Source organism: Pseudonocardia aurantiaca (genome assembly GCF_039526725.1).
GTDB lineage: Bacteria > Actinomycetota > Actinomycetes > Mycobacteriales > Pseudonocardiaceae > Pseudonocardia > Pseudonocardia aurantiaca.
In genome coordinates this window covers 112,619-134,101 of the sequence record NZ_BAAAJG010000014.1, presented here as the reverse complement: position 1 = coordinate 134,101, position 21,483 = coordinate 112,619, and the positions used below count along the sequence as shown (strand labels likewise).

Here is a 21,483-nt window from a genome sequence, read left to right as displayed (position 1 = left end):
GAGCAGGCACTTTCGCGCATCCAGGAGCCGCGTGTCGCGCACAAGATCAACTGGTGTGAAAGCCCGAGGCTAGTCAGCCGCTGCCCGCGCCGGTTGCTCGACGAGGTCCTGCAAACGGCGGGCGGCATCCATGTGGTCGCTGGTCCACCCCAGCCGCACCGTCTGCGCCTTGACGGAGGCGTCCGGCGCGGACGCCGACTCAAGATCCTGGCTCAGGGCCTCGACCAGCCGGATCGCGGACGGGCCATCCTGGGGAAATGCACGTGGCACCGTGCCTGCTCCGGTCATCGCCTGCGCCATCGCGGCGAACCAGTTGGTCACCCGCTCTGTGGTGACGATCAGCTCGAGCTGGGCCCGCGGGGTGTCGATGCGGGCCGATCCGGCGCCGGCCCAGAGATCGGAGACCGCCTCGGCGGTCAGCCGTAGTCCGGCCACCCCGGTCAGCAGGGACGCGACCTGAGCGAGGCTCAATCGCTTGTTGCCGCGCTCGGTCAGGTACTCCCGGAACGCGTCGTCGAGACGGTGGGCCGCAGCCGCCGCCCGCAACCTGGCCGTCCCCACCTCCTCCGCTGATCCGTCGACCGCGGCGCCGCTCTCGGCGGCGGTGCGCAGGTACGCCGCACAGTCCGCATACGCTTCGGCCAGGGCCCGCCGCAGAGCCCCCGCCGCCCCCCGCGGCCAGAACAGCGCGCCGACGACCAGGCTCACCGCGCAGCCGATGGCGACGTCCTCGATCCGCACCAGCCCGACCTGCCACCCCGCCGGGCCGATGATGTTGAACAGGATCACCAGGGCAACGGTGAACCCCGCCTGACCCGCGGTGAACGAGACCGCCGGCGCGATGCCGGCGACCATGATCGCGACCGGGAGCAGCACCCACAGCAGCACGGGGTTCGTGCCGAGCACGAGTACCAGCGCGCCGCCGACGACGAACCCGATCGTCGTCCCGACCAACCCCCGGACGACGCTCTGCCCGGTGCTCAGGGCGTTGGAACGCAGCACCGACAGCGCGCCGAGCACGATCCAGAACGAGTGCTCGGCTCCGCTCAGATCAGCCACCAGGACGGCGCCGCCGAGCGCGATCCCGCCGCGGAGGCTGTTGCGCAGCCACACCGAGTGCGGCTCGATGTGCGCGAGCGCCCGCTCCTGTGCCGAGGCGATCGGCCCGGCCAGCCCGCGCGGCTGCCTGCCGAGCAACTTCTGCCACCAGGCTCGCTGCTCCGCGGCCGTGGCGCTCGCGACGTTGTCGGCGATGGCCATGACGGCGAAGGAGAGCTCCTGCGCACGGAAGCTCGGGGTCATCGAGCTGACAAGGTCCTCGGCGGTGCGCCCGTCGCCCGGCAGCTCCACGTCGGCGATGGCCATGGCCTCCATCTCCCGGCGGGCGCGCGCGAAGTCGTCGAGATGGTCCTGCAAGCTGTCCTGCGGCGGCTCCCGGAGCGAGAGCGCTTTGCCTGCGTGGTCGAGCAGGACCGCGGCCGCCGTCTTCACCTTCCGGACCGTCGGGTCCGCTCGCGGCCGGTGCCGGGTCGCCGCCGAGTTGTCCAGGATCACGCTCAGCCAGACGACCTCGTCGACCAGCCGGACAATGGCGCGCGTCGCCATGGTCAGCCCGGAGGGCTGGTACGGCGTTGCCAGGAAGGTGGCGCGCAGCTCGGCGACGGCGGCGTTCGCGCGGGCGACCGGCTCGTCGACGTCCCCCGTGTCCTCGCCGTGCCAGTCCGCTGCCTCGGCGGTCAGGCGCGCGGACAGCCGGCGGCAGGCCTCCGCGGCGGCGTCGCGCAGCGGCTCGGAGCGGGGCGCCGGCCACAGCAGGGTGACGGCGGGCAGCGAGACGACGCCGGCCAGCAGCCAGCCCAGCAGCCGATCCGGGATCGCGTCCGGCCCGGCCGGCGTGGCGACCGGCAGGATGAAGCTCAGCAGGATCGACGTACTGGCCGCGGCCAGCGCCGAGCTCACCACGCCGGCGAAAAGCACGAGGAACCCGACGACGAACATGGCGACGGTCGCGACCCAGGGGTTGCGCGAGACCAGCGTGGCGATGGCGATGAGCACGCAGCCGATCGCGACCAGCGACGCCTGCGCGGCCAGCCTCTCGGTCAGCGTGCCCCCGAAGTCCGCGAGCAGCAGCATCGCGAAGGATCCGAAGGCGGCGAAGGTCGCCACGACCGGGTTCCCGACGACCTGCGTCGCGAGCGCGAACACGGCCGGCATGACGATCGCTGTCCGTGCCGCGCGTCGTGTCGCGCGCAGGTTGCCGTCGCGAGTGAGCAGCCAGTCGCGAACCCTGCGCACCTCTCACCGCCCGAGCCGGAGGAGACCATCCTCGGGAGCCCCAGTCGGCACGGTCAAGCGGCCGCTCACGAGCCTCCATCAACCCGGAGTGCGTCGAAATACCTGACGCCACCGGCTCGCCGGCCAGGATACGGTCGGGGGGACCGCGTTGCTGGGTTGCGGTGTCTACTGACTGGCCTTCCGATAGCGGCGGGCGAGGGTGCGACAGGCGTCTTTCAGCTCGTCGGGTTCGATGACGGTGATGTCGGCGTCGAAGGTGGCGAGTAGGCCGGCGATCCCGGCCCAGGACCATGCGCCCAGCGTGATGCGGGTCTGTCCAGGGGTGACGTACTCGATGACGGATCCGCCGGGTGCCCATCGGGCCACGACGTCGGCGGGTAGTTCCATCAGGACGCTGCCCAGGCACGGCCATTGGGCGGGGGTATCTCCTCGGTCGTAGCTCCTCATGACATAGCGCGCCACGTTGGGTTCGGGGAGTTCCCGGCGTTGGAAGGGGGTCCCGGTGGGCGCGTGGGCGTGGATGCGGTCGACGCGGTAGATGGCCCACGCCGCAGCGGCCGGGGTGTAGGCGACCAGGTACCAGCGACCCGCCCACATGACCAGGTGGTGAGGTTCGACCCGTAGCGGGGGCGCGAAGTCCGGGTCGTTCGGGTGGGGACGGCGGCCGTCAGGGGTGAGGTAGTCGAACCGCATCAGATGGCTGTTGCGAACGGCGGAGCCGACGGCCATGAGGGTGTCCGAGCTGATGGGTGGCGCCGCGAATTCCCAGGAATTGCGGATGGCAGTCAGGCGCATCGCATCGACCTCGGCGCGAAGGCGAGCCGGCATGACCTGTTTGATGCTGGTCAGGGCGCGGGCGACAGCATCGTCGATGCCGGACACGCTGGTCGGCGCGGTCTGCAGGGCAACAGCGATGGCAATGGCCTGCTCGTCGTCCAGCAGGAGCGGGGGGAGCTTGCTGCCGGTGCCGAGCCGGTAGCCCCCTTTGGGGCCCTTGATGGCCTGGACGGGGTAGCCGAGCTCGCGCAAGCTCTCCACGTCACGGCGCAGGGTCCGGGAGCTGACCCCCAGCCGGCCGCAGAGGTCATGACCGGACCAGTTCGGGCGGGCGCCGAGCAGGGACAGCAGGCTGAGCAGGCGCGACGACGTGGTGGCCATGCACTCATCGTCCGGCAGGTAGCGGCCATTCGGTGTCCGCTACCGCTGTCACGGTGTGGCGCATGACCTCACACGCTGCTTCCCACACGGCCTTTCACCGGGGTCGCCCGCCAGGTCCGCTGGTCGGCAAGGCCGCCGGGATCGCCCTGCTCGTAGTGCTGTTTGCATCATTCATGGACCTGCTGGACGCCACGATCCTCACGGTCGCTGCACCGGCGATCGCGGCGGAACTCCACGCCAGCCAGGCCCAACTGCAATGGATGCTGGCCGGGTATGTCCTCGCGCTGGGTTCGGGCCTGATCACCGGCGGGAGGATCGGCGACGACTACGGCCGTCGCCGGGTGTTCCTGGTCAGCCTGGCTGCCTTTGCCGTCGCCTCCGCGGCATGTGCCCTGGCGACGGGACCCGCGATGCTGATCGGCACTCGCGTCCTACAGGGCCTCGCCGGTGGCCTGATGGTCCCGCAGGTGTTCGGCATCATCCGTTCCTCGTTCGACCCCGCGGGGATGGCCAAGGCGTTCGGCGCCTACGGGGCCGTCCAGGGCCTCGCCGCGGTGACCGGGCCCCTCTTGGGCGGGTTCCTGGTCGACGCCGACGTGTTCGGCCTGGGTTGGCGGAGCATCTTCTGGGTGAATGTCCCGATCGCGGCCGTTGCCCTCGTGCTCGGGTCCCGCGTCCTGCCGGAGTCCACCAGCCGGCACCGGTCCGCCCTCGATGTGGCAGGCGCGGTGTTGTCGACGCTGGCCGTGCTGCTGGTGCTGCTGCCCCTGGTCCAGGGTCGCGACTGGGGATGGCCGTGGTGGGGTTTCGCGCTGATGGCGGCAGGTGTGCTGCTGCTGGTCGGGTTCGTAGTCCATGAGCGTTCGGTTGCACGTCGCGGCGGACAACCCGTTCTTGACCCGGCGCTGCTACGGGTCCGCAGCTTCAGTGCCGGACTGCTGGCCTCGGTGTTCTTTTTCGGCGCCATCGGCGCGTTCTTCCTGACCCTGTCGATCTACCTGCAAGCCGGTACCGGACGCACCGCCTGGCAGACCGGTCTGGTGATGCTTCCCTACGCGATCGGGTCCATCGTCACCTCCGGCCTCGGCGTCGCACTGGCCGCCAAAGCGGGCCGGGCGCTGCTGATCAGCGGATCCTTGACCCTGGCCGCGTCGCAGGCACTGCTGTGGTTCCTCGTCAGCGATGGCCGGAACCCGGGGTACTGGATGCTCGCCCTGGCCCTGTTCATCGGCGGCCTCGGGCTGGGCCTGGCCGCACCCATCCTCGTCAACGTCGTCCTTGCCGGCATACCGGGCAAGGACGCGGGCGCGGCCGGCGGTGTGCTCTCGACGGTCAACCAGATCGGCGGCGCCGCCGGCATCGCCGTCCTGGGGACCATCTTCTTCGCCGCCCTGGACAGCCCTACCGGTGGTGCATCGCCGCTGCATGTGTTCGGCAATGCCTTCGTGGCTGTGATCCCTCTCGAGATCGTGCTCTATCTGCTGGCTGCCGCACTCATGCTGCTGCTTCCGCGATCTGGGGCCGCCCCGGGCGCCGGCGCGTGATGCCACGCTGCGCGGCGCGGGTTGGTCAGATCTGGGCGAAGCCGAGGTCGACCTGCAGGTCGATCCCGTTGATGGCGGCGGCATCCTTGGAGGCGAGGAACGCGACGGCGGCGGCAACCTCCTCCACCCGGACGTTCCGGCCGCCCGGCATCTGCTTCGCGAGGTAGGCGAAGAACTCGTTGACGTCGTTGGCCCCCGCCAGACCGGCAAGACCCGGCGTCTCGGTGCTGCCCGGGCTGACGGCGTTGACACGGATCTTGCGTGGGGCGAGCTCCTGGACCCAGCTCCGTACCAGATTGCGCCCCGCGGCCTTCGTCGCGGCGTAGACGGCGCGTCCGGGCCCGCCTTTGACCGCGTCGACGGACGTGGTGACGATGATCGATCCCCCGTCGGGGATGAGCGGAAGAGCCTTCTGAACCGTGAAGATCAGGCCCTTGATGTTGACGTCGAGATGGCGGTCGACAAGTTCTTCCGACAGTCCGCCGATCACGCCGGTCTCGGCGATCGACGCGTTGGCGAACAACGTGTCGACCCGCCCTTTCTCGTCGGCAACCCGCCCGAAGAGCCGATCGAGGTCGTCGAGGCTGGACACGTCGGTAGCAACCCCGATGGTGCCGCCACCGAGTTCGCTGACCGCCTTGTCGAGCTCCGCCTGCCGACGCGCCGCGATGACGACGGAAGCACCCTCCGCTATGAAGCGGGCCGCGGTCGCGAGCCCGATACCGGTGGAGCCACCGGTAATGACAGCGACCTGACCATCGAGCGATCCGGACATTTTCTCCCCTTCCAGCGAGGGATGGGCCCCGCGTTCTGCAACCGAACAATGGGTATCGGCGCAGTTTTCACGTCGGCCCGACTTCCGCACCTCACCCGAACGACGTGAACTGAAGAGGAAACGGTCCAAAGGTGCCAGCGGAACTCTAGAGATCGGCGAGCGCCGTCAGGGGGTTCTCGATGGCGTCGGCGACGAAGCGGAGGAATCCGCCTGCGGTGCCGCCGCCGCAGACGCGGTGGTCGAAGACCAGCGAGAGTTGGGTGATCTGCCGCGGGACGACCTCGCCGTCGACCACCCAGGGCCGTGGGTGCACGCGGCCGAGGCCGAGGATCGCGACCTCGGGATGGTTGATGATCGCGACGCTGCCGTCGACGCCGAGCACGCCGTAGTTGTTCAGGGTGAACGAGCTGCCGGTCAGCTCGGCGGCCGAGGCCTGGGCGTTGCGGGCTGCCTCGGCGAGCCGGCGGATCTCGCTGCTGAGGTCGCGGATGCTGCGCCGGTGCGCGTCGCGGACGGTCGTGACCACGAGGCCGCGTTCGGTCTGCGTGGCGATGCCGAGGTGGACCCCGTCCAGGTGCTTGATCTCCTCCCGTTCCACGTCGACGCACGCGTTGAGCTCGGGAAAGCGGGCCAGGCCGGCGACGACGAACCACGCCGAAGCACTGGCGAGGGACCGCTCGTCGGAGCCGCGACGGACATGGGCAACGTGTCGCACCGCGTCCCGGCCCGATGCTCGGGCTGGACTGCCTGCCCGCTGTCAACCACGAATTCGCCGCTGCCTGTATCACGCCTGCAGCCGACCGCGCCGTCCTCGACGGAGGTATCGCTCTCGCCTGGACCGCAGCCGACGTCGGCAACCTCCACGCCCGGTCCTCCGGCTGACCGCCGCAGTCGCGGTCGGCACCACAAACGGGGCCTCAGTACCACTGCGCGAAGTCGGCCTTGCGAATCATGCAATGCACGCCCTTCGTCGCGTCCACCACCTGCGAGACCTCGAAGTCGCCTGCCGCCGACAGGTACGCCATCGCGGTCGACCGGTCGAAGCCGAACCGCTCGACCAGGAACGTGATTGCGTGGCGCACGCACTTCTTCATCGCCTCGCTCAGGTCCTCGTCCATGCCGGTCGGGATCCAGTACCCCGGCGTCTCCAGCAGTGGATTGCGCAAGCTGCCCATCGCCGTGCTCGCCTCCGCGCCGGTGAGCACCGTGAGCCGGAGAGTGGCGCGCAGGGATGCCTCGAGCGCCGTCAGTGCGACTTCGCCGTTGCCCTGCGCGTAGTGCGGGTCGCCGGTGTAGAAGAGGGCGCCGGGCACCGTGACCGGCAGGTAGAGCGAGCTGCCGACCTGCGCCCACTTCACGTCGATGTTGCCGCCGAAGTCGCCGGGCGGCACCGAGTGCACCGGTTCGCCGGTGGCCGGGGCCACACCCATCAGGCCGAGGAAGGGGTCCAGCGGGAAGCAGGCCTGCCGTCCGTCGGTGGCGGCCATCCAGCTGACCATTCGCCCGTCGCTCACGCCGACCCGGCAGAACTGGAACACGCTCTGCGCGCCCTCGGGCAGCTCGCCGGGCAGGGCGCCGTAGCCGTGCCGGCTGCTCACGAAGCCGTAGGGCGTGCGGGGCAGCAGGTCGAGGACGTCGATCTTCAGGACGTCGCCGGGCTCGGCGCCGGTGATCTCGATCGGCCCGGTGACCACGTGCGGGCCGTCGTCCGGTCCGTTGGGGATGCTGCTCGCGGCGATCGCCTTCGCGTCGTGCAACACGTCGGCGGCCTCGACGCCCTGGCGGCCCAGGAACTCGACCGGGTCGCGGCCCTGGTCGTCCAGGATGCCTTCGTGGCTGAGCGTGTCGATGGTGACCGTGTCACCGGAGCTCACGGTCAAGCACGGGGCCGACTTCTCGTTCGGCAGCCAGCCCCAGCTCACCGTCTCCGGCGTCGAGGTGAGCAGGTGCCGGCCGGCGATGTTGCCCTCGCCCGGCTGCAGCAAGGTCAGGTTCATGCGGACGCTCCAGTGTCGTGCCCGGGCAGGCCGACGATCAGGTCGATCTCGACCTCGGCGCCCACGGCGAGTGCGGTGCTGCCCACGCAGGTGCGACTGGGCAGGGCAGCGGTGAACCAGGTGCGGTAGAGGGCGTTGAACGCCTCGAACTCGGTGAAGTCGGTGAGGTAGACGCGCACCATGAGCGCGTGGTCGAGGTTCGCCCCGAACGGGGAGAGACAAGCGAGCAGGTTGCGCCGAACCTGCTCGGCCTGGGCGAGCACGCCGCCGGCAACCAGCGCGCCGGTGGCCGGGTCGGTGGGCATCTGCCCGGTGACGAAGAGCAGCGACCCCCACTGGGTCACGTGCGAGAACGGGGCGACCGCGGGTGGCACGCCCTGCTCCGGCGTGAAGCTGAAGGACTGCCTCTGTGGCGTCACGGGCTACACCTCCACGGTGTGCACGGCCCGGAGGAACCGGACCGCGGTCGGATGCTTCGGGTTGTCCAGCACCTGCTCGGGCGGTCCTTGCTCGAGCACAGTGCCATCGGCCATGAAGACCACCCGGTCGGCGACTTCCCTGGCGAAACCCAGCTGATGGGTGGCGATAAGCATCGTGAGCCCGTCGTCCACGGCGAGCGAGCGGACGACCTCCAGCACCTCCTGCACCAGCTCCGGGTCGAGCGCCGAGGTCGGTTCGTCGAGCAGCAGAACCTGGGGTCGACCGGCGAGTGCTCGGGCGATGCCGACACGCTGCTGCTGCCCGCCGGAGAGCTGGCGGGGCAACGCGTGCGCCCTGGCGCTGAGCCCCACCCTGCCCAGCAGCTGGTCCGCTGCGGCCAGTGCCTCGTCCTTGGGCACCCGATGTACCCAGCGCAGCGGCACCGCGACGTTCTCCCGGGCCGTGAGGTGCCCGAACAGGTTGAAATGCTGGAACACCATGCCGACACCGGCGTCCACCCGCTGCCGCGCGACCTCCCGCTCCGGCAGCGGCACGCCGGTGCCCCGGTACCCGACCTCGATACCGTCGAACGAGATCTTGCCCGTGTCCAGGGTGTCCAGGTGGTTGATCAGACGCAGCAGCGTGCTCTTGCCCGATCCGCTGGGACCGAGCAACGCGACCACCTCGCCCTTGCGGATCTCCAGGTCGATGCCGCGCAGCACCTCGTGGTCGCCGAACGCCTTGTGGACGCCGGTGATGGTGAGCGCGACCCTGGCGCGGCGGACGGTTTCCGCCCGGGATACGGCGCCGTTCAGCTTTCTCGTGGCGTCCGGCTGCTTGGCAGAGAGCGGCGTCTCGATGACGGGGGAGACCCCGTCGTCCACGCTCGGCTGCGCCGGGCGCCCGCGGCCGCGGCTCCCGACGCGGCTGAGGTCGAGGGACCGCTCGATGATCAGCTGCAGGCCGGTGATCGCACCGGTGAGCATCAGGTACATCACTCCGGACGCGAAGAAGATGCTGAAGTAGTCGAACGTGGCCGACGCCAGCTGGTTGCTGCGCAGGGTCAGCTCCGGGACGGCGATGATCGAGGCCAGCGCGGAGTTCTTCATGGTCGAGACTGCTTCGCTGCCGATCGCGGGGATGGCCGCGCGCCCTGCCTGCGGCCCGATGATCCGGCGCAGCACGGTCCCGGGCCGCAGCCCGACCGCGCGGGCCGCGTCGGTCTGGCCCTTGTCCACCCCGATCACGGCGGAGCGGAAGATCTCGGCGAAGAAGGTGGCCTCGTTCGCGGCCAAGGCGACCCCGGCGGCCATGATCGGGCTCAGCACGACGCCTGCGTGCGGCAACGCGGTGAACACGAACACGAGCTGGAGCACGAGCGGGGTGCCCCGGAAGATCACGCTGTACGTGCGCGCAACCCCAGAGACCACGCGGTTCCTGCTCAGCGCCATGCCTGCGAGCAGCAGGCCCAGTGCGAACCCGCCGAAGAAGCCCAGTGCCGTCGCCTGCAGAGTGATCAGGATCCCGCTGAGCAGGTAGGGCATGGACAGGTAGTGCAGGAAGCCGTCCATCAGCTCGATCAGCTCGCAGTGATGAGCGACGGCGCCTCGATCGCGGACTCGTCCAGCGCCCACTTCTGGGACAGCTGAGTCTGCAGGCCGCTGTTCTGGATCTCCGTCAATGCGGCGGTGAAGGCGTTGCGGATCGGGAGCTGGCCCTGCGGTACGGCGATGCCGATCGAGTAGGGCAGGGTCACGGCCGTGGCCCTGGCCAGCTTGTCGGGCTGGTCCTTGACGAATCGGGCCACCGTGTTGACATCGTTGATGTAAGAGTCCGCCCGGCCGGACAGGATCGCCTGCACGCAGTCGGCGTTGTTGTCGAACAGTGCAGTCTGTGCGGGCGGTCGGCCGGCCGCCAGGCACTTGGCACTCTGCGCCTCCACCAACGGCACCTCGACGAAGCCCTTGTTCAGCGCGGTGGTGGTGCCGCAGAGCGAGTCGTCGATGCCGGTGAGCTGCTTGGGGTTGCCGGCGGCGACCAGCACGCCGTCGTTGACCTTTGAGTAGGTGATGAAGTCCGCCGACGCGGCCCGTTCCTCGGTCGCGTAGATGTCGGAAATGATGAAGTCGGCCTGCCCGCTCTGCAGCGTCGGCAGCAGTGCGTCGAAGGCGACCGGCAGGTAGTTGACCTTGAAGCCGAGGCACTCACCGATGGCCTCGCCGAGGTCGATGTCGAAGCCCTCGTACTTCGTCGGGTCGGACACCGAGATCGACTCGTACCCCGGGGTGTGCGGGTTGATCGCGTTCGTCAACGTCTTGCCGGCCAGGTCGGGATTCTGCGTGCGCAGCTGGGAGCAGGTCGCCGACGACGCGAGCGCGGGGTAGGCGGGGGCGTCGCCGGAGGCGGCGGGTGAGCCGCCACCGCAGGCGGTTGCCAGCACGGTGATGGCGCCGGCCGAGGCGAGGAGCGCGGCGGGCCGGAGCAGCCGGTTCAACATGGCGGGGGAGTCCTTCGAGGGTTCAGCGGATCATTAGTCCGTTGGTCGGACCAAGGCACTGTAGGGCGGGCTTCCCAGCGGAATCGGGCATGATCGAGGATCTGACCTGTTGTTTACCGCGCAGAAACGCGGAGGACGGCGGTGGAACGCTGGTCCGACAAAAGAGCCAAAGCTGGTTGCCCCGGCTCTATGCTCATACCGTGCAGCCAGCCTCGGTGCCCCCAATGCCCCAACGAGCCCGCAGCGTCAGCATCCAGCTTGCGGCGCACTTCGAGCGGCTGATCGCCACGGGGGTGCTGAGGCCGGGGGAGCGACTGCCCCCGGAGCGGGAGCTGGCCGCGACGCTGTCGGTGTCCCGGGGTTCGCTGCGCGAGGCGATGCACGAGCTGGAAGCCAAGAACCTGGTACAGCGGCGCACGGGGCGGGGCACCATCGTCGCCGAGCGGACGGAGTCGGTCACCGAGCTGTACTCCGAGCTGGACGGCACCGACGTCACGCTGGACGACGCCACGGAGCTGCGGCTCATCGTCGAGCCCCGGATCGCCTCGGCGGCTGCGCTGCGGTCGGCGCCGTCCAATCTCGTGCAGCTGGAGGACGTGCTGGCCAGGTCCGCGCAGCACCTCGACGCGACCACGTCCCTGCAACTGGACGTCGAGTTCCACCTGCTGCTGGCGCACGCAGCACAGAACCCGCTGCTCGTAGCGCTGTGCACGATGACCAGCCGGTGGACCGAGACGTTGCGCCGGCACTCGCACGCCACGCCGGAGGGCCGGCTGCGCTCGCTCGAGGGCCATCAGGCGATCTACCAGGCAGTGCTGGCCCGCGACGCGGACGCTGCGGCGGCCGCCATGAACGAGCATCTGAGCGCGATCCGTGACGTGATCGCGCGCCGCACCAGCTAGGCGCCAGGCCACTCCAGATTTCGCCCGCCGGGTCTTAAAGTTCGATCAAGAAGTCGTGATGATTTGGCGATGACAGCGCGCTGATCGGCGCCGAAAGCGGTCATTCCCGGCGAATCCGCCCGGCGCCGGCCGTTCACGGGACCGCGCCTACCGTTCCGCGCGTGAGCACTCTGACGTGGCTGGAAGCGATCGTGATCGGCGCTGTGCAGGGCGTCGCCGAGCTATTTCCCGTTTCGAGCCTTGGTCACAGCATTCTCATCCCCGCGATTGTGGGCGGGAGTTGGGCGCGCGACCTCGACGTGAGCGCCCCTGACTCCCCCTACCTCGCCTTCATCGTCGGGCTGCACGTCGCCACGGCCGTCGCGCTCGTCATCTACTTCCGGCGGGACTGGGTGCGGATCGTGCGCGGGCTCGTCACGAGCGTCGCCCGCCGCGAGGTCACCGAGCCCGACCAGCGCCTGGCGTGGCTGCTGGTGCTCGCGACGATCCCGGTCGGGCTGGTCGGGCTCCTGCTCGACCACGTCTTCCGGGTCTACCTGGCCAAGCCGGTGCCGACCGCGCTGTTCCTCGCCCTCAACGGCGTGATGCTGATCGTCGCGGAACAACTGCGGCGGAGGGCGGGCGACCAGGAACCGGTCACCGAGGTGATTCCAGTCGTCGGTCCGGGCGCAGCGTACCGGCGCGCGTCGGTCCCGACCGAGGAAGAGGCGGCCGACCGCCGCCTCTCGCAGCTGCCGATCGGCCGGGCGGTGCTCATCGGGTCGGCGCAGATCGCAGCTCTGCTGCCGGGGATCAGCCGCTCGGGCGCGACGATGGTCGCAGGTCTGACGCGGGGCCTCTCGCACGCCGACTCCGCGCGCTTCTCGTTCCTCCTGGCGACGCCGGTGATCCTCGCGGCGGGGCTGCTCAAGCTCGGCGACCTCGCCGGGCCGCTCGGCGACGGTATTCGGCCGCAGATCCTCGTCGGCAGCCTGCTGTCGGGCGTCGGGGCCTACCTGTCGGTGAAGTACCTCACCCGCTACTTCGAGACCCGCTCGCTGCGCCCGTTCGGGATCTACTGCCTCGTGGCGGGGCTGGGGTGTCTCGTGCTGTTCCTCGTCCGCTGAAGGGGGCAAGAGGCTGCGCCGAGGCATGCGCGCATTTACTCCCGCTGTGTCCTTCTCGACCGAATCGACCGAATCGAAATCGTCGTTTCCGGACGAGTGGGAGAATTATCCATTTCGGCTCCGGGCAGCGGTGGCGCAACCTCGCAGTAGCACCCGGTTCTTACCCAATCCCCATGGGGGTCACCCACGCGAGTGATCAGCCGCGGCCATACTGACCGGGCTCCGAGTACGCGGAGGCCGCGGCCGCCCCGAACGGCACACCTCCGGCAGGCGACGGGCCTCCCGATTCCCGGCCGAATGGGACCTCAATATGTCCACTTCCGCACGCCACGACTCCACCGCCCCTGCGCGACGAATCACAGCGAACAAGGTCCCGCAAGTCACTCTGTTCTTCTGGATCGTCAAGATCCTCACCACCGGGTTCGGGGAGGCGGCCTCTGACGCCCTGGTCCGCTCGGCCCGTGTCCTGGCCGTCGTCGCCGTCGGGCTTGCGCTGGCCGCGAGCCTGGTCGCGCAGGTCCGGGCCACTCGCTACGTCCCCTGGCTGTACTGGCTGACGGTGGCACTCGTCGGCGTGTTCGGCACAATGGCCGCCGACATCCCGCAGTTCCTGGGCTTCCCCGTGTGGGTCTCCTCCCTGGGTTACCTCGTTGCGGTAGGGGCCGTGTTCGCTGCCTGGTACCGCGTCGAGGGCACCCTGTCGTTCGCCTCGATCACGACCCGGCGGCGCGAGTGCTTTTACTGGTCCGCGGTGCTGGCCACCTTCGCCCTCGGCACTGCCGTTGGCGACCTGACCGCCGACAGTTGGAAGCTCGGGAACCTGGCCTCCGGCGTCCTGTTCGCCGCGCTGTTCTGCGTGCCCCTGGTGGCCCGACGGTGGCTGGGACTCGGCGCGATTGCCACCTTCTGGATCGCGTACGTGCTGACCCGGCCGCTCGGTGCATCATTCGCCGACTGGATGGGGGTGCCCGCGTTCCGCGGTGGCCTCGGCATCGAGACGGCCGTCGTCGCGGTGATCTGGGCGCTTGCCTTTGCCGGGGTCGTCGTCTTTCTCGCCGCCACCCGCAACGACGCGCTCAGCGCCGCGAAGGAGCCGCAACCCGCGCCGGCCGCCGGCTGATCGGCCCCGGACACACAAGGCGCACGGAACACCCGTGGGACGACCCTCCGACTACGAGTCCTGCCGGTCAGCGGCTCGTCGCGCGGATCGCGGGTCGCCTGCCTCGGGTGCCGGACGGACCTCGATCGGCAGGCGGTCATCGAGTCCAGCACTCGTATCTCGCGCCGCGGAGAGGCGTCGCGCGCAGATGACGGCGTCGACGCCGGTGCCGGCCATAGCGCGCGGGCGATCGTCGGCGACGACGAACTCCCAGTGGGCGGGATCGAGCGCAGCGACCGCCTCGTCGACGGAGACCTGCACCTGACCGGCCGCGGGAGTTGCGGCTCCGGTGGCCGGGTCGATCGGGCGGTGGCCGACCAGGAACAGAGTCCCGCCGGGCGCGACCCCCGTCGCCATCCGTTCCACCATCTCCGCCACCGACCCCGCCACGTGGACGTACAGGCAGGCGACGAGGTCGTAGTGGCCAGGCTGCGGGGTCCAGGTCGCGAGATCGCCCTCGACCCAGTCGATGCGCTCGGCGACGTCCGCTCCGACGGTCTCGGCCGTCGACCGGGCATGAGCCAGGGCGGTCGCGGAGAAGTCGACCGCGGTGACCTGCCATCCGCGCGCGGCGAGCCAGAGCGTGTCGGACCCGTGACCACAGCCCGCGTCAAGGGCGACCCCGGGCCCTAGGTTCCCGACTGCCTCGGTCAGATAGGCGTTCGGCGGGCGCCTCGCGACTGCGTCCCCGTGCTCACGCAGGGCTTGTGACCAGCGTTCTTCCCAGAAGTCCCGGTCGAACGCCGCGGTCACGATGTCACCTCGATCAGCACAGGCGAACTCTCGCACGCCTCAGGAGCGCCGGGGCCGTCCGGATCACCGCGTCGGGTGGTCCGCCGCGGACGGTTCGTCGCGGCCCTGGTGACCGCGGCGGGCGTCGCGGTCGAAGATCCCCAGGATCTCGGCCGGTCCGCCGGCGGTGCCGATGGCGTGCGGGAGCATCGTGGGAAACTCCGCAGCCTGGTTGGTCTCGACACGCAGGCGGCGGTTCCCGAGTAGCAGGGTCACGGTGCCGGAGAGGACGACCAGCCATTCCCGGCCCGGGTGGGCGCGCATGCGCGAGGGGTTGTCCGGGGGCGGGTCCACCATGCGTTGCCGGACGACGGTGATGTCGGGATCCGCGCGCACGGTCCACCGCATTGTCTGGCGGACTGCGTCGTGGACCGGGTTGCTGACGACGTCCTCGGTGGTTGTCTCGACCAGTTGATCGAGAGAGGTGTCCAGCGCCCGGGCGAGGGTGACGAGCTGGTCCAGGGCGAGGCGTCGCTGTCCGGTCTCGATCCGGCTCAGCGTGGACGGGCTGAGCTGGGCGCGGGCGGCAAGAGCGTCCAGGGACCAGCCCTGCGCCACCCGTAGGGCGCGGAGCCGTTTGCGTACGAGGCTGTCGAGTTCACCATCGTCTTGCTTCATGCGCAAGACAGTATGCCAATGGCGCATGGCGTGCGTAGCGTCGTCGTCAGGCCCGCCCCGGGCCCGTCGGATGCGAGGAGATGCCACACCCATGCCCCCCACCATGACCACCGGGTTCGAGAGCGACGAACTGCCCGGTACGGCCGTCGACGCCGTGGTGATCGGCGGCGGTGCCGCCGGGCTGAACGGCGCCCTGATGCTGGCCCGCTCCCGCCGCTCGGTCGTCGTGATCGACAGCGGGACGCCCCGCAACGCGCCCGCCGAGGGCGTGCACGGCCTGCTCGGCGCAGACGGCATCCCGCCTGCGGAACTGCTGCGCACCGGCCGGGAGGAAGTGCGCCGCTACGGCGGACGGATCGTGGCCGGCGAGGTGACCTCAGCCGCCCCTGCCGCACCGGAGGGCGACTCCCGCTTCACCGTCACCCTTGCCGATGGCAGCACCCTGCAAGCTCGTCGGCTGCTGGTCGCCACCGGGCTGCGCGACCAGCTGCCCGACGTCCCCGGCCTCGCGCGGCACTGGGGGCACGGCGTGGTGCACTGCCCGTACTGCCACGGCTGGGAGGTGCGCGACGAGCCCATCGGCGTGCTGGCCGTGAGCCCGGCCTCCGTCCACCATGCCCTGCTGTTCCGGCAGCTGACCGAAGACCTGATCTACTTCGCCCACGGCACCGACCTGGACGAGGACACCCGGGCCCGCTTCGCCGCGCGCGGCATCCGCGTCGTGGACACCCCGGTCGCCGAGATCGAGTCCACTGAGGACGCCATCACGGGCGTTCGGCTGTCCGACGGGCAGATCGTGCCCCGCCGTGTCATCGCGGTGGCCACCACCATGCTCGCTCGCACCGACGGCCTGGCCGCCCTGGGCCTGCCGATGGAGGATCTGCCCCACGGCATGGGCCGCCGCTTCGTCACCGGCCCCGCAGGCACCACCTCGGTCCCGGGCGTCTGGGTGGCAGGCAACGCCACCGACCTGACCGCCCAGGTCGGCGCGGCCGCCGCGGCGGGCGCCCTGGCCGGCGCACACATCAATGCCGACCTGGCCACCGCCGACACCGACGCGGCCCTCGCCGCCACACCCCGTGGCGACACCGCCGCCTGAGTCGCCAAGGTGCCGTCCGGCACCCGACAACCCTGATCACATCAACCCGCCCGCGCCGGGGCTTCCGTGCTCCGGTGCCGCCGCCCCATGCGCATCGAAGAGGAAACCATGAGTACGACCCCGCCTCCGCAGGTGGACGCCACCGACCCGGCGATCCACGATCCGCGCCGGCGCCGCGCAATCCTGATCGCGGTATGCATCGCCCTCATGGCGGTCATCGCCTCTGTATCCGGGTTGAACGTCGCCCAGCCGCAACTCGCCCTCGCGTTCGATGCCTCACAGGCCACCGTCCTGTGGATCATCAACATCTACACGATCACCCTCGCCGCACTACTGCTGCCGCTCGGCGCGGTCGGCGATCGATGGGGCCGCAGACCGGTGCTGCTCGCAGGCCTGATCCTCTTCGGAGTAGGCAGCGCGGCGGCGGGCCTCGCCACGTCGACCGAGGTCATGCTCGCAGCACGCCTCCTGAGCGGCGTGGGCGCTGCGATGATCATGCCGGTCACCCTCGCCGTCATCACATCGACCTTCCCGGACGAGGACCGCTCCCGCGCGATCGGCGTGTGGACCGGCGTCGCCGGCGGCGGGGGCCTGCTGGGGGATGTACCTGTCTGCCGTCCTGGTCGACCTCGCGAGCTGGCGATGGCTCTTCGTCCTCCCGGTCGCGCTCGTCGTCGTGGCCGTCGGCATGACGCTGCGATCCGTCCCGAACTCGCGCGAAGAGTCCGAGCACGGGTTCGACACCATCGGTTCGCTGTTGTCCGTGATCGCCGTGATCGCGCTCATCTTCGTTCTGCACGAGGGTCCGGGACGTGGGTGGACCGCGCCCGTGACGCTCCTGAGTCTCCTCGTCGGCGTCATCGCTGCCATCTGCTTCGTGGCGTGGGAACTGCGCCGGCGGGCTCCGCTGCTCGACGTCCGCCTGTTCCGCGAGCGAGGGCTCGCCAGCGGCTCTGTGGCGATCCTGGCGTTCTTCGGCGTGCAGGCGGGGGTCTTCGTGGTCGTCTTCCCGTACTTCCAGGCGGTGCTCGGCTGGTCCGGCCTCAACTCCACCCTGGCGCTCATGCCGATGGCGCTGCTGATGATGTTCGCCTCCGGCCTCGCCCCACGGGTGGCCGCGCGCATCGGGGGCCGCTCGACGATGGCGTCCGGGATCCTCCTGGGGGGCGCGGGACTCGCCCTCATGGCCACCCTCGTCTCCGTCGACGGCGGCTACCTCGCGGTACTGCCCGGCATGCTCGCCATGGGACTCGGCATGGGTTTGACGATGACACCCTCCACCGAGGCCATCACCACCGCCCTGCCACGTGCGCGTCAAGGTGTCGCGTCCGCCCTCAACGACGTCACCAGGGAGTTCGGTACCGCGCTCGGCATCGCACTGCTCGGAGCGGTCCTGTCCGCCGGCTACCGCAGCGCCATCGACTCCCGACTCGACGGAGTCCCCGCCGACGCCGCCGACACCGCCCGCGAAGGCATCACCAACGCCCTCGCAGCCGCCGACGAATCCGGCTCGCAGGCGCTGATCCGAGCCGCCCAGGAGTCCTTCGTCGACGGCTGGCAACAAGCCATGTGGGCAGGGGTCGCCGTCATGGCGGTCCTGTTCGTCTACGTCCTCGCGCGAGGTCCCCAGCGCACCCCATCCGGCACACCGACGACCGAAGCAGGTCCGACGAGCGACGCCATCAGCCGGTGAGCGGAGTTGTTCGCGACCAAGGACCGCTAGCCAAAGGTGAACGCGTAGGCCTGGACCTCGGGATCGAGGAAGGTGATCTCGAACGTGCGGTCGGTGATGGGGCCGGGCTGCCGGACGAGCTGGTGCAGCCGCTGTTCGACCATCGTTCCGTTGCCTCGAGCGTCGACATCGACCCCGTGCGCCACACCCGGCGGCTGTCCGTCGACGAGCACCAGAAATCGCACAGGCGTGCCCCGTACTGCCGGCCCCATGACCAGATGAAGATCGCGGGCGTGGAAGCGGTATGCGATCTGCCCGCCTGCCGTGTGCAGGGTAGTGACCTGTGCCGCCATCGTCCACTCCCCGGACAGGGCCCAGTGATTGAGTCTCAGCTCCGCCGGGACCGTATAACGGTGATGCGTGCCCGGTACCGCGCCACCTGGGGACGCGAAGTTACCGGTGCGCTCGAAGCCGGTGTAGTTCTCCGGCGATCTCAAGTTGTCCCAGTCGGCCGGGGCTTCGGCACCGCTGGCGTCGACCGACACGAGGTCATGACCTACGTCGGAGGATCCGGCCTCGACCAGCAACTGGTGGATGATCATCTCCGACTGCTGGTACTCGCCTTCGCCGAAGTGATGATGCCGGATCAGCCCTTCGGCGTCCGCGAAATAGAGGGCCGGCCAGTAATGATTGCCGAAAGCACTCCAGACCTTGTGGTCGCTGTCGATCGCGATCGGGTACTCGATCCTCTTGTCCCGCACGGCCCGGCTGACGTTGTCGACGTCGCTCTCGAACCCGAACTCCGGTGTGTGTACTCCGACCACCACGAGCCCGTGGCCGGAGTACTTCGCGGCCCACGCGCGGAGATAGGGAAGCTGGCGAAGCCAGTTGATGCAGGTATAGGTCCAGAAGCCGACGAGGACGACCTTGCCGCGCAGGCCGGCCACTGTCAGCGGCGGCGCGTTGAGCCATCCCGTCGCGCCGCCAAGAGCAGGCAGTTCACCCTCGACGGGCAGCCGCACCGAGGCCCGGTGCAGCCCGGCGGGGCCGAGCCAATGTGCTGTCATGACAATGCTTTCCTGACACGGTCATCTAGCGAAGCGACCTAAAGCCCGTGCGAACCTCTTCCGAGAAGAGCTGCGGCTGTTCCCAGGCCGCGAAGTGCCCGCCTTTGTCGAGCTTGTGGTAATGGACGAGTTTGGGATAGGCCCGCTCTGCCCAACTGCGTGGAACTGCATCGACCTCGTCAGGAAAGATGCTCACGGCGACCGGGATGGACACGCCCTTCGGCTCGTAGAAGGACAACTTGTTCTCCCAGTAGAGTCGTCCCGCAGAAACCCCTGTGTTCGTCAACCAGTAGTGGGTGATGTTGTCGAGGATGTCGTCTCGGGTGAGGCCCTCGGGGTGCCCGTCGAAGACACGTGCGATCAGTTCCAGACTGGCCGAGTCGTGGTCGAGCATCCACGCGGCCAGGCCGACGGGTGAATCCGCAATTCCGTACAACGTCTGTGGGCGGGTCCCCATTTCGAGTGCGTAGGCCACGTCTGTTGCCCAGAACTTTTTCAACTTCTCGTACCTGTCGATCTCCTCGTCGGTCAGACCGGATGGCGCTGGTCCGCCGGACTGGGCCGCCTGTGAAACGTCGGGTGGAACAGCACCAGGCTGGTTGGTGTGGATGCCGATCAATTCCATGGGGGCTTGGACCCCCATCTGGTCGACGACCAGACCACCCCAATCGCCGCCTTGCGCCACAAAGCGCTTGTATCCAAGGCGCTTCATCAGTACGGTCCAGGCACGTGCGACACGCGCGGGGTCCCAGCCGGTCGTGGTCGGTTTGCCTGAATACCCGTAGCCGGGCATCGACGGAATCACCAAATCGAAAGCGTCCGATGCGCTTGCGCCATGTGCAGTGGGATTGGTCAAGGGATCGATGATCTTCAACTGTTCGATGACCGAGCCCGGCCATCCGTGCGTGACGATGAGCGGCAACGCATCTGGATCTTCCGAACGAACGTGAATGAAATGAATATCGAGCCCATCGATCTCGGTGATGAACTGCGGTAGGGCGTTCAGTTTGTCCTCGCACTTGCGCCAGTCGTACTCCTCCGCCCAATAGCGCGCGAGTGCCTGCATCGTCGCGAGCTGCGGGCCCTGCGACTGATCTGTGACGGTCTCCTGCTCGGGCCATTGCGTGGCAACTATGCGCGCCCGCAGCGCCTCGAGTTCCGCGTCGCTGACCTCGATCGTGAACGGCCGGATCGCTGGGGCATCCGCTGGTGTTTCGGGCATGCCAGACATATCAGGGCTCTCTCCTTGCGCTCCTTGGTTGGTTTCGTTGGTGATCGATGTTTCGGCAAGGCCGCTGTCGGAGGTCAGGGTCGTGCCTTCGAGGTCGCCAACGAGACGTACAGTCCTCGTCCACGACGTGGCAAAGTACCGCCGGGCCACCGGCGTTCGTTCACCCGACGCGGGTGATACGCGGCCGGTCGATGGCCTTCGGCGTGCCGTTGACGAGGACTTGTCGCACTCGGCGCCGTCGTCGGCCCATTAGGCCGGCATAGCCGAATTCGCCACCGAGGAAACCGCCGTGGTGGCTCGGGAACACCATCGCTTGCTGACCGAGCAATAGGCTGATCTTCCGCGGCCCGAGCCAGTGCGCCCAATGCCGGCCCGACACCCGCGTCCACCTCCCGGGGTCCACCTGCGGACGCGGCTTTGCCCCGGCAGGCCGAGGCAGGCAGACCGGCGTCGTCGGACCATCACCAGGGGGCCGCACCTGGCGGCCGCGGGACGGAGAACCTCATGAGTACCGGCACCCATGGCACCCGGGCCGACGGCGACCCGCCGGTGGCGGCCGGCAGCCAGCCGCTCCTTCACCAGCACGGGCCCGAGGTGCAGCCCTTCAACACCATGCGTCAGCTACCGATCGCGCTCTCGTTCGAGTCGCGGCTGCAGTCCGTGCAGATGCTCAACCGGATCCTCGCGGACCAGCAGATCCTCTACGCGCACTACAAGAAGTACCACTGGCTGATGCGCGGGCCGACCTTCTACCAGCTGCACCTGCTGCTGGACAAGCACGCCGCCGAGCAGCTCGAGCTGATCGACGAGGTCGCCGAGCGGATCCAGACCCTCGGCGGCGTGGCTGTCGGCGATCCTCGGCACGTCGCGGAGATCACCAAACTGCAGCGTCCCCCGGACGGCGCCGAGGACGTGCCGTCGATGCTGTCCCGCCTGCTCGAGGACCACGAGATCATCATCGGCGTGGTGCGGGAGGCCATCGAGAAGACCGGGGAGACCGGGGACGCCGGCACCAACGACCTGCTTACCGGCACTGTCCTGCGCCGCCACGAGATGCACACGTGGTTCGTCGCCGAGCACCTCGTCGACGTACCGCTGGTGAAGGAGTAGTTGGATTTTCTTGATCGGCACCGCTGCGGAGATTCTCCGCC

19 protein-coding genes and 2 pseudogenes are annotated in these 21,483 nt (G+C 69.3%); 8 read left to right on the top strand and 13 right to left on the bottom strand.

Features of this window, described 5'->3' with window-relative positions; all coding sequences use genetic code 11:
- Positions 1–69 precede the first annotated feature (69 nt).
- Positions 70–2,214: an FUSC family protein gene (locus ABD143_RS22075; RefSeq protein ID WP_343981554.1), complete on the bottom strand. Its 2,145-nt coding sequence runs from the start codon at positions 2,212–2,214 to the stop codon at positions 70–72.
- Positions 2,215–2,460: 246 nt separating this feature from the next.
- Positions 2,461–3,453, bottom strand: a complete 993-nt coding sequence (locus ABD143_RS22070; RefSeq protein WP_343981551.1) for a helix-turn-helix transcriptional regulator — start codon at positions 3,451–3,453, stop codon at positions 2,461–2,463.
- Positions 3,454–3,515: 62 nt separating this feature from the next.
- Between ABD143_RS22070 and ABD143_RS22065 the strand changes: the two genes are divergently transcribed.
- Complete coding sequence (locus tag ABD143_RS22065; protein WP_343981549.1) at positions 3,516–4,997, top strand: MFS transporter; 1,482 nt, start codon at positions 3,516–3,518, stop codon at positions 4,995–4,997.
- Positions 4,998–5,022: 25 nt separating this feature from the next.
- Here ABD143_RS22065 and ABD143_RS22060 read toward each other — a convergent pair whose 3' ends face one another.
- The 7 genes and pseudogenes from ABD143_RS22060 to ABD143_RS22030 form a co-directional block, all read right to left on the bottom strand.
- Positions 5,023–5,901 carry an SDR family NAD(P)-dependent oxidoreductase gene (locus ABD143_RS22060; protein WP_343981546.1) on the bottom strand — a complete coding sequence of 293 codons (879 nt, stop codon included), beginning with the start codon at positions 5,899–5,901 and terminating at the stop codon, positions 5,023–5,025.
- Between the two features lie 16 nt (positions 5,902–5,917).
- Positions 5,918–6,487: a 2-oxo acid dehydrogenase subunit E2 gene (locus ABD143_RS22055; protein WP_343981544.1), complete on the bottom strand. Its 570-nt coding sequence runs from the start codon at positions 6,485–6,487 to the stop codon at positions 5,918–5,920.
- Positions 6,488–6,689: 202 nt separating this feature from the next.
- Complete coding sequence (locus tag ABD143_RS22050; RefSeq protein ID WP_343981542.1) at positions 6,690–7,769, bottom strand: acetamidase/formamidase family protein; 1,080 nt, start codon at positions 7,767–7,769, stop codon at positions 6,690–6,692.
- Positions 7,766–8,188 carry a RidA family protein gene (locus ABD143_RS22045; RefSeq protein WP_343981539.1) on the bottom strand — a complete coding sequence of 141 codons (423 nt, stop codon included), beginning with the start codon at positions 8,186–8,188 and terminating at the stop codon, positions 7,766–7,768. Before ABD143_RS22045 ends, ABD143_RS22050 begins: the two co-directional genes overlap by 4 nt.
- A 3-nt stretch (positions 8,189–8,191) precedes the next feature.
- Positions 8,192–8,947 carry an amino acid ABC transporter ATP-binding protein gene (locus ABD143_RS22040; protein ID WP_343981560.1) on the bottom strand — a complete coding sequence of 252 codons (756 nt, stop codon included), beginning with the start codon at positions 8,945–8,947 and terminating at the stop codon, positions 8,192–8,194.
- A gap of 189 nt (positions 8,948–9,136) precedes the next feature.
- A pseudogene (locus ABD143_RS22035) lies at positions 9,137–9,733 on the bottom strand (amino acid ABC transporter permease); the annotation flags it as partial.
- A 35-nt stretch (positions 9,734–9,768) separates the two neighbouring features.
- The gene (locus ABD143_RS22030) at positions 9,769–10,686 is read right to left on the bottom strand and encodes an ABC transporter substrate-binding protein (protein ID WP_343981536.1); all 918 of its coding nucleotides are present in this window, start codon (positions 10,684–10,686) and stop codon (positions 9,769–9,771) included.
- Positions 10,687–10,910: 224 nt separating this feature from the next.
- On the opposite strand from ABD143_RS22030, the gene ABD143_RS22025 reads away from it, so the two are divergent.
- The 3 genes from ABD143_RS22025 (at position 10,911) to ABD143_RS22015 (ending at position 13,814) form a co-directional block, all read left to right on the top strand.
- The gene (locus ABD143_RS22025) at positions 10,911–11,588 is read left to right on the top strand and encodes a FadR/GntR family transcriptional regulator (protein ID WP_343981533.1); all 678 of its coding nucleotides are present in this window, start codon (positions 10,911–10,913) and stop codon (positions 11,586–11,588) included.
- 161 nt (positions 11,589–11,749) lie between these two features.
- A complete protein-coding gene (locus ABD143_RS22020) occupies positions 11,750–12,694 on the top strand; it encodes an undecaprenyl-diphosphate phosphatase (protein ID WP_343981530.1) in 945 nt (314 codons plus the stop codon).
- 310 nt (positions 12,695–13,004) lie between these two features.
- The gene (locus ABD143_RS22015) at positions 13,005–13,814 is read left to right on the top strand and encodes a COG4705 family protein (RefSeq protein WP_343981527.1); all 810 of its coding nucleotides are present in this window, start codon (positions 13,005–13,007) and stop codon (positions 13,812–13,814) included.
- 51 nt (positions 13,815–13,865) lie between these two features.
- On the opposite strand, the gene ABD143_RS22010 is transcribed toward ABD143_RS22015, so the two are convergent.
- Positions 13,866–14,606 carry a class I SAM-dependent methyltransferase gene (locus ABD143_RS22010; RefSeq protein WP_343981525.1) on the bottom strand — a complete coding sequence of 247 codons (741 nt, stop codon included), beginning with the start codon at positions 14,604–14,606 and terminating at the stop codon, positions 13,866–13,868.
- A 63-nt stretch (positions 14,607–14,669) separates the two neighbouring features.
- Positions 14,670–15,263: a helix-turn-helix domain-containing protein gene (locus ABD143_RS22005; protein ID WP_343981522.1), complete on the bottom strand. Its 594-nt coding sequence runs from the start codon at positions 15,261–15,263 to the stop codon at positions 14,670–14,672.
- A gap of 91 nt (positions 15,264–15,354) precedes the next feature.
- Here ABD143_RS22005 and ABD143_RS22000 point away from each other — a divergent pair, with 91 nt between their 5' ends.
- The 3 genes and pseudogenes from ABD143_RS22000 to ABD143_RS21990 all read left to right on the top strand — a co-directional run bounded on the left by ABD143_RS22000 (position 15,355) and on the right by ABD143_RS21990 (position 18,055).
- A complete protein-coding gene (locus tag ABD143_RS22000; RefSeq protein ID WP_343981518.1) occupies positions 15,355–16,362 on the top strand; it encodes an NAD(P)/FAD-dependent oxidoreductase in 1,008 nt (335 codons plus the stop codon).
- A gap of 87 nt (positions 16,363–16,449) precedes the next feature.
- Positions 16,450–16,902: pseudogene (locus ABD143_RS21995) on the top strand (MFS transporter); the annotation flags it as partial.
- A 61-nt stretch (positions 16,903–16,963) separates the two neighbouring features.
- Complete coding sequence (locus ABD143_RS21990) at positions 16,964–18,055, top strand: MFS transporter (protein WP_343981515.1); 1,092 nt, start codon at positions 16,964–16,966, stop codon at positions 18,053–18,055.
- 26 nt (positions 18,056–18,081) lie between these two features.
- Here the strand turns inward: ABD143_RS21990 and ABD143_RS21985 are convergent, their stop codons facing one another.
- Positions 18,082–19,056 (bottom strand): redoxin domain-containing protein, encoded by a 975-nt coding sequence (locus tag ABD143_RS21985; protein ID WP_343981512.1) that lies wholly within the window; start codon positions 19,054–19,056, stop codon positions 18,082–18,084.
- A gap of 70 nt (positions 19,057–19,126) precedes the next feature.
- The gene (locus tag ABD143_RS21980; protein WP_343981508.1) at positions 19,127–20,482 is read right to left on the bottom strand and encodes an epoxide hydrolase family protein; all 1,356 of its coding nucleotides are present in this window, start codon (positions 20,480–20,482) and stop codon (positions 19,127–19,129) included.
- 354 nt (positions 20,483–20,836) lie between these two features.
- Here ABD143_RS21980 and ABD143_RS21975 point away from each other — a divergent pair, with 354 nt between their 5' ends.
- Positions 20,837–21,442, top strand: a complete 606-nt coding sequence (locus ABD143_RS21975) for a Dps family protein (protein WP_343981505.1) — start codon at positions 20,837–20,839, stop codon at positions 21,440–21,442.
- Positions 21,443–21,483: the final 41 nt, after the last annotated feature.

Coding starts and splice junctions, on each gene's coding strand:
- ABD143_RS22025 (WP_343981533.1), top strand. CDS start 10,911: ATGCCCCAACGAGCCCGCAGCGTCAGCATCCAGCTTGCGGCGCACTTC.
- ABD143_RS22015 (WP_343981527.1), top strand. CDS start 13,005: ATGTCCACTTCCGCACGCCACGACTCCACCGCCCCTGCGCGACGAATC.
- ABD143_RS22005 (WP_343981522.1), bottom strand. CDS start 15,263: ATGAAGCAAGACGATGGTGAACTCGACAGCCTCGTACGCAAACGGCTC.
- ABD143_RS21975 (WP_343981505.1), top strand. CDS start 20,837: ATGAGTACCGGCACCCATGGCACCCGGGCCGACGGCGACCCGCCGGTG.
- ABD143_RS22070 (WP_343981551.1), bottom strand. CDS start 3,453: ATGGCCACCACGTCGTCGCGCCTGCTCAGCCTGCTGTCCCTGCTCGGC.
- ABD143_RS22050 (WP_343981542.1), bottom strand. CDS start 7,769: ATGAACCTGACCTTGCTGCAGCCGGGCGAGGGCAACATCGCCGGCCGG.
- ABD143_RS22075 (WP_343981554.1), bottom strand. CDS start 2,214: ATGCCGGCCGTGTTCGCGCTCGCGACGCAGGTCGTCGGGAACCCGGTC.
- ABD143_RS22030 (WP_343981536.1), bottom strand. CDS start 10,686: ATGTTGAACCGGCTGCTCCGGCCCGCCGCGCTCCTCGCCTCGGCCGGC.
- ABD143_RS22065 (WP_343981549.1), top strand. CDS start 3,516: ATGACCTCACACGCTGCTTCCCACACGGCCTTTCACCGGGGTCGCCCG.
- ABD143_RS21990 (WP_343981515.1), top strand. CDS start 16,964: ATGTACCTGTCTGCCGTCCTGGTCGACCTCGCGAGCTGGCGATGGCTC.
- ABD143_RS22000 (WP_343981518.1), top strand. CDS start 15,355: ATGCCCCCCACCATGACCACCGGGTTCGAGAGCGACGAACTGCCCGGT.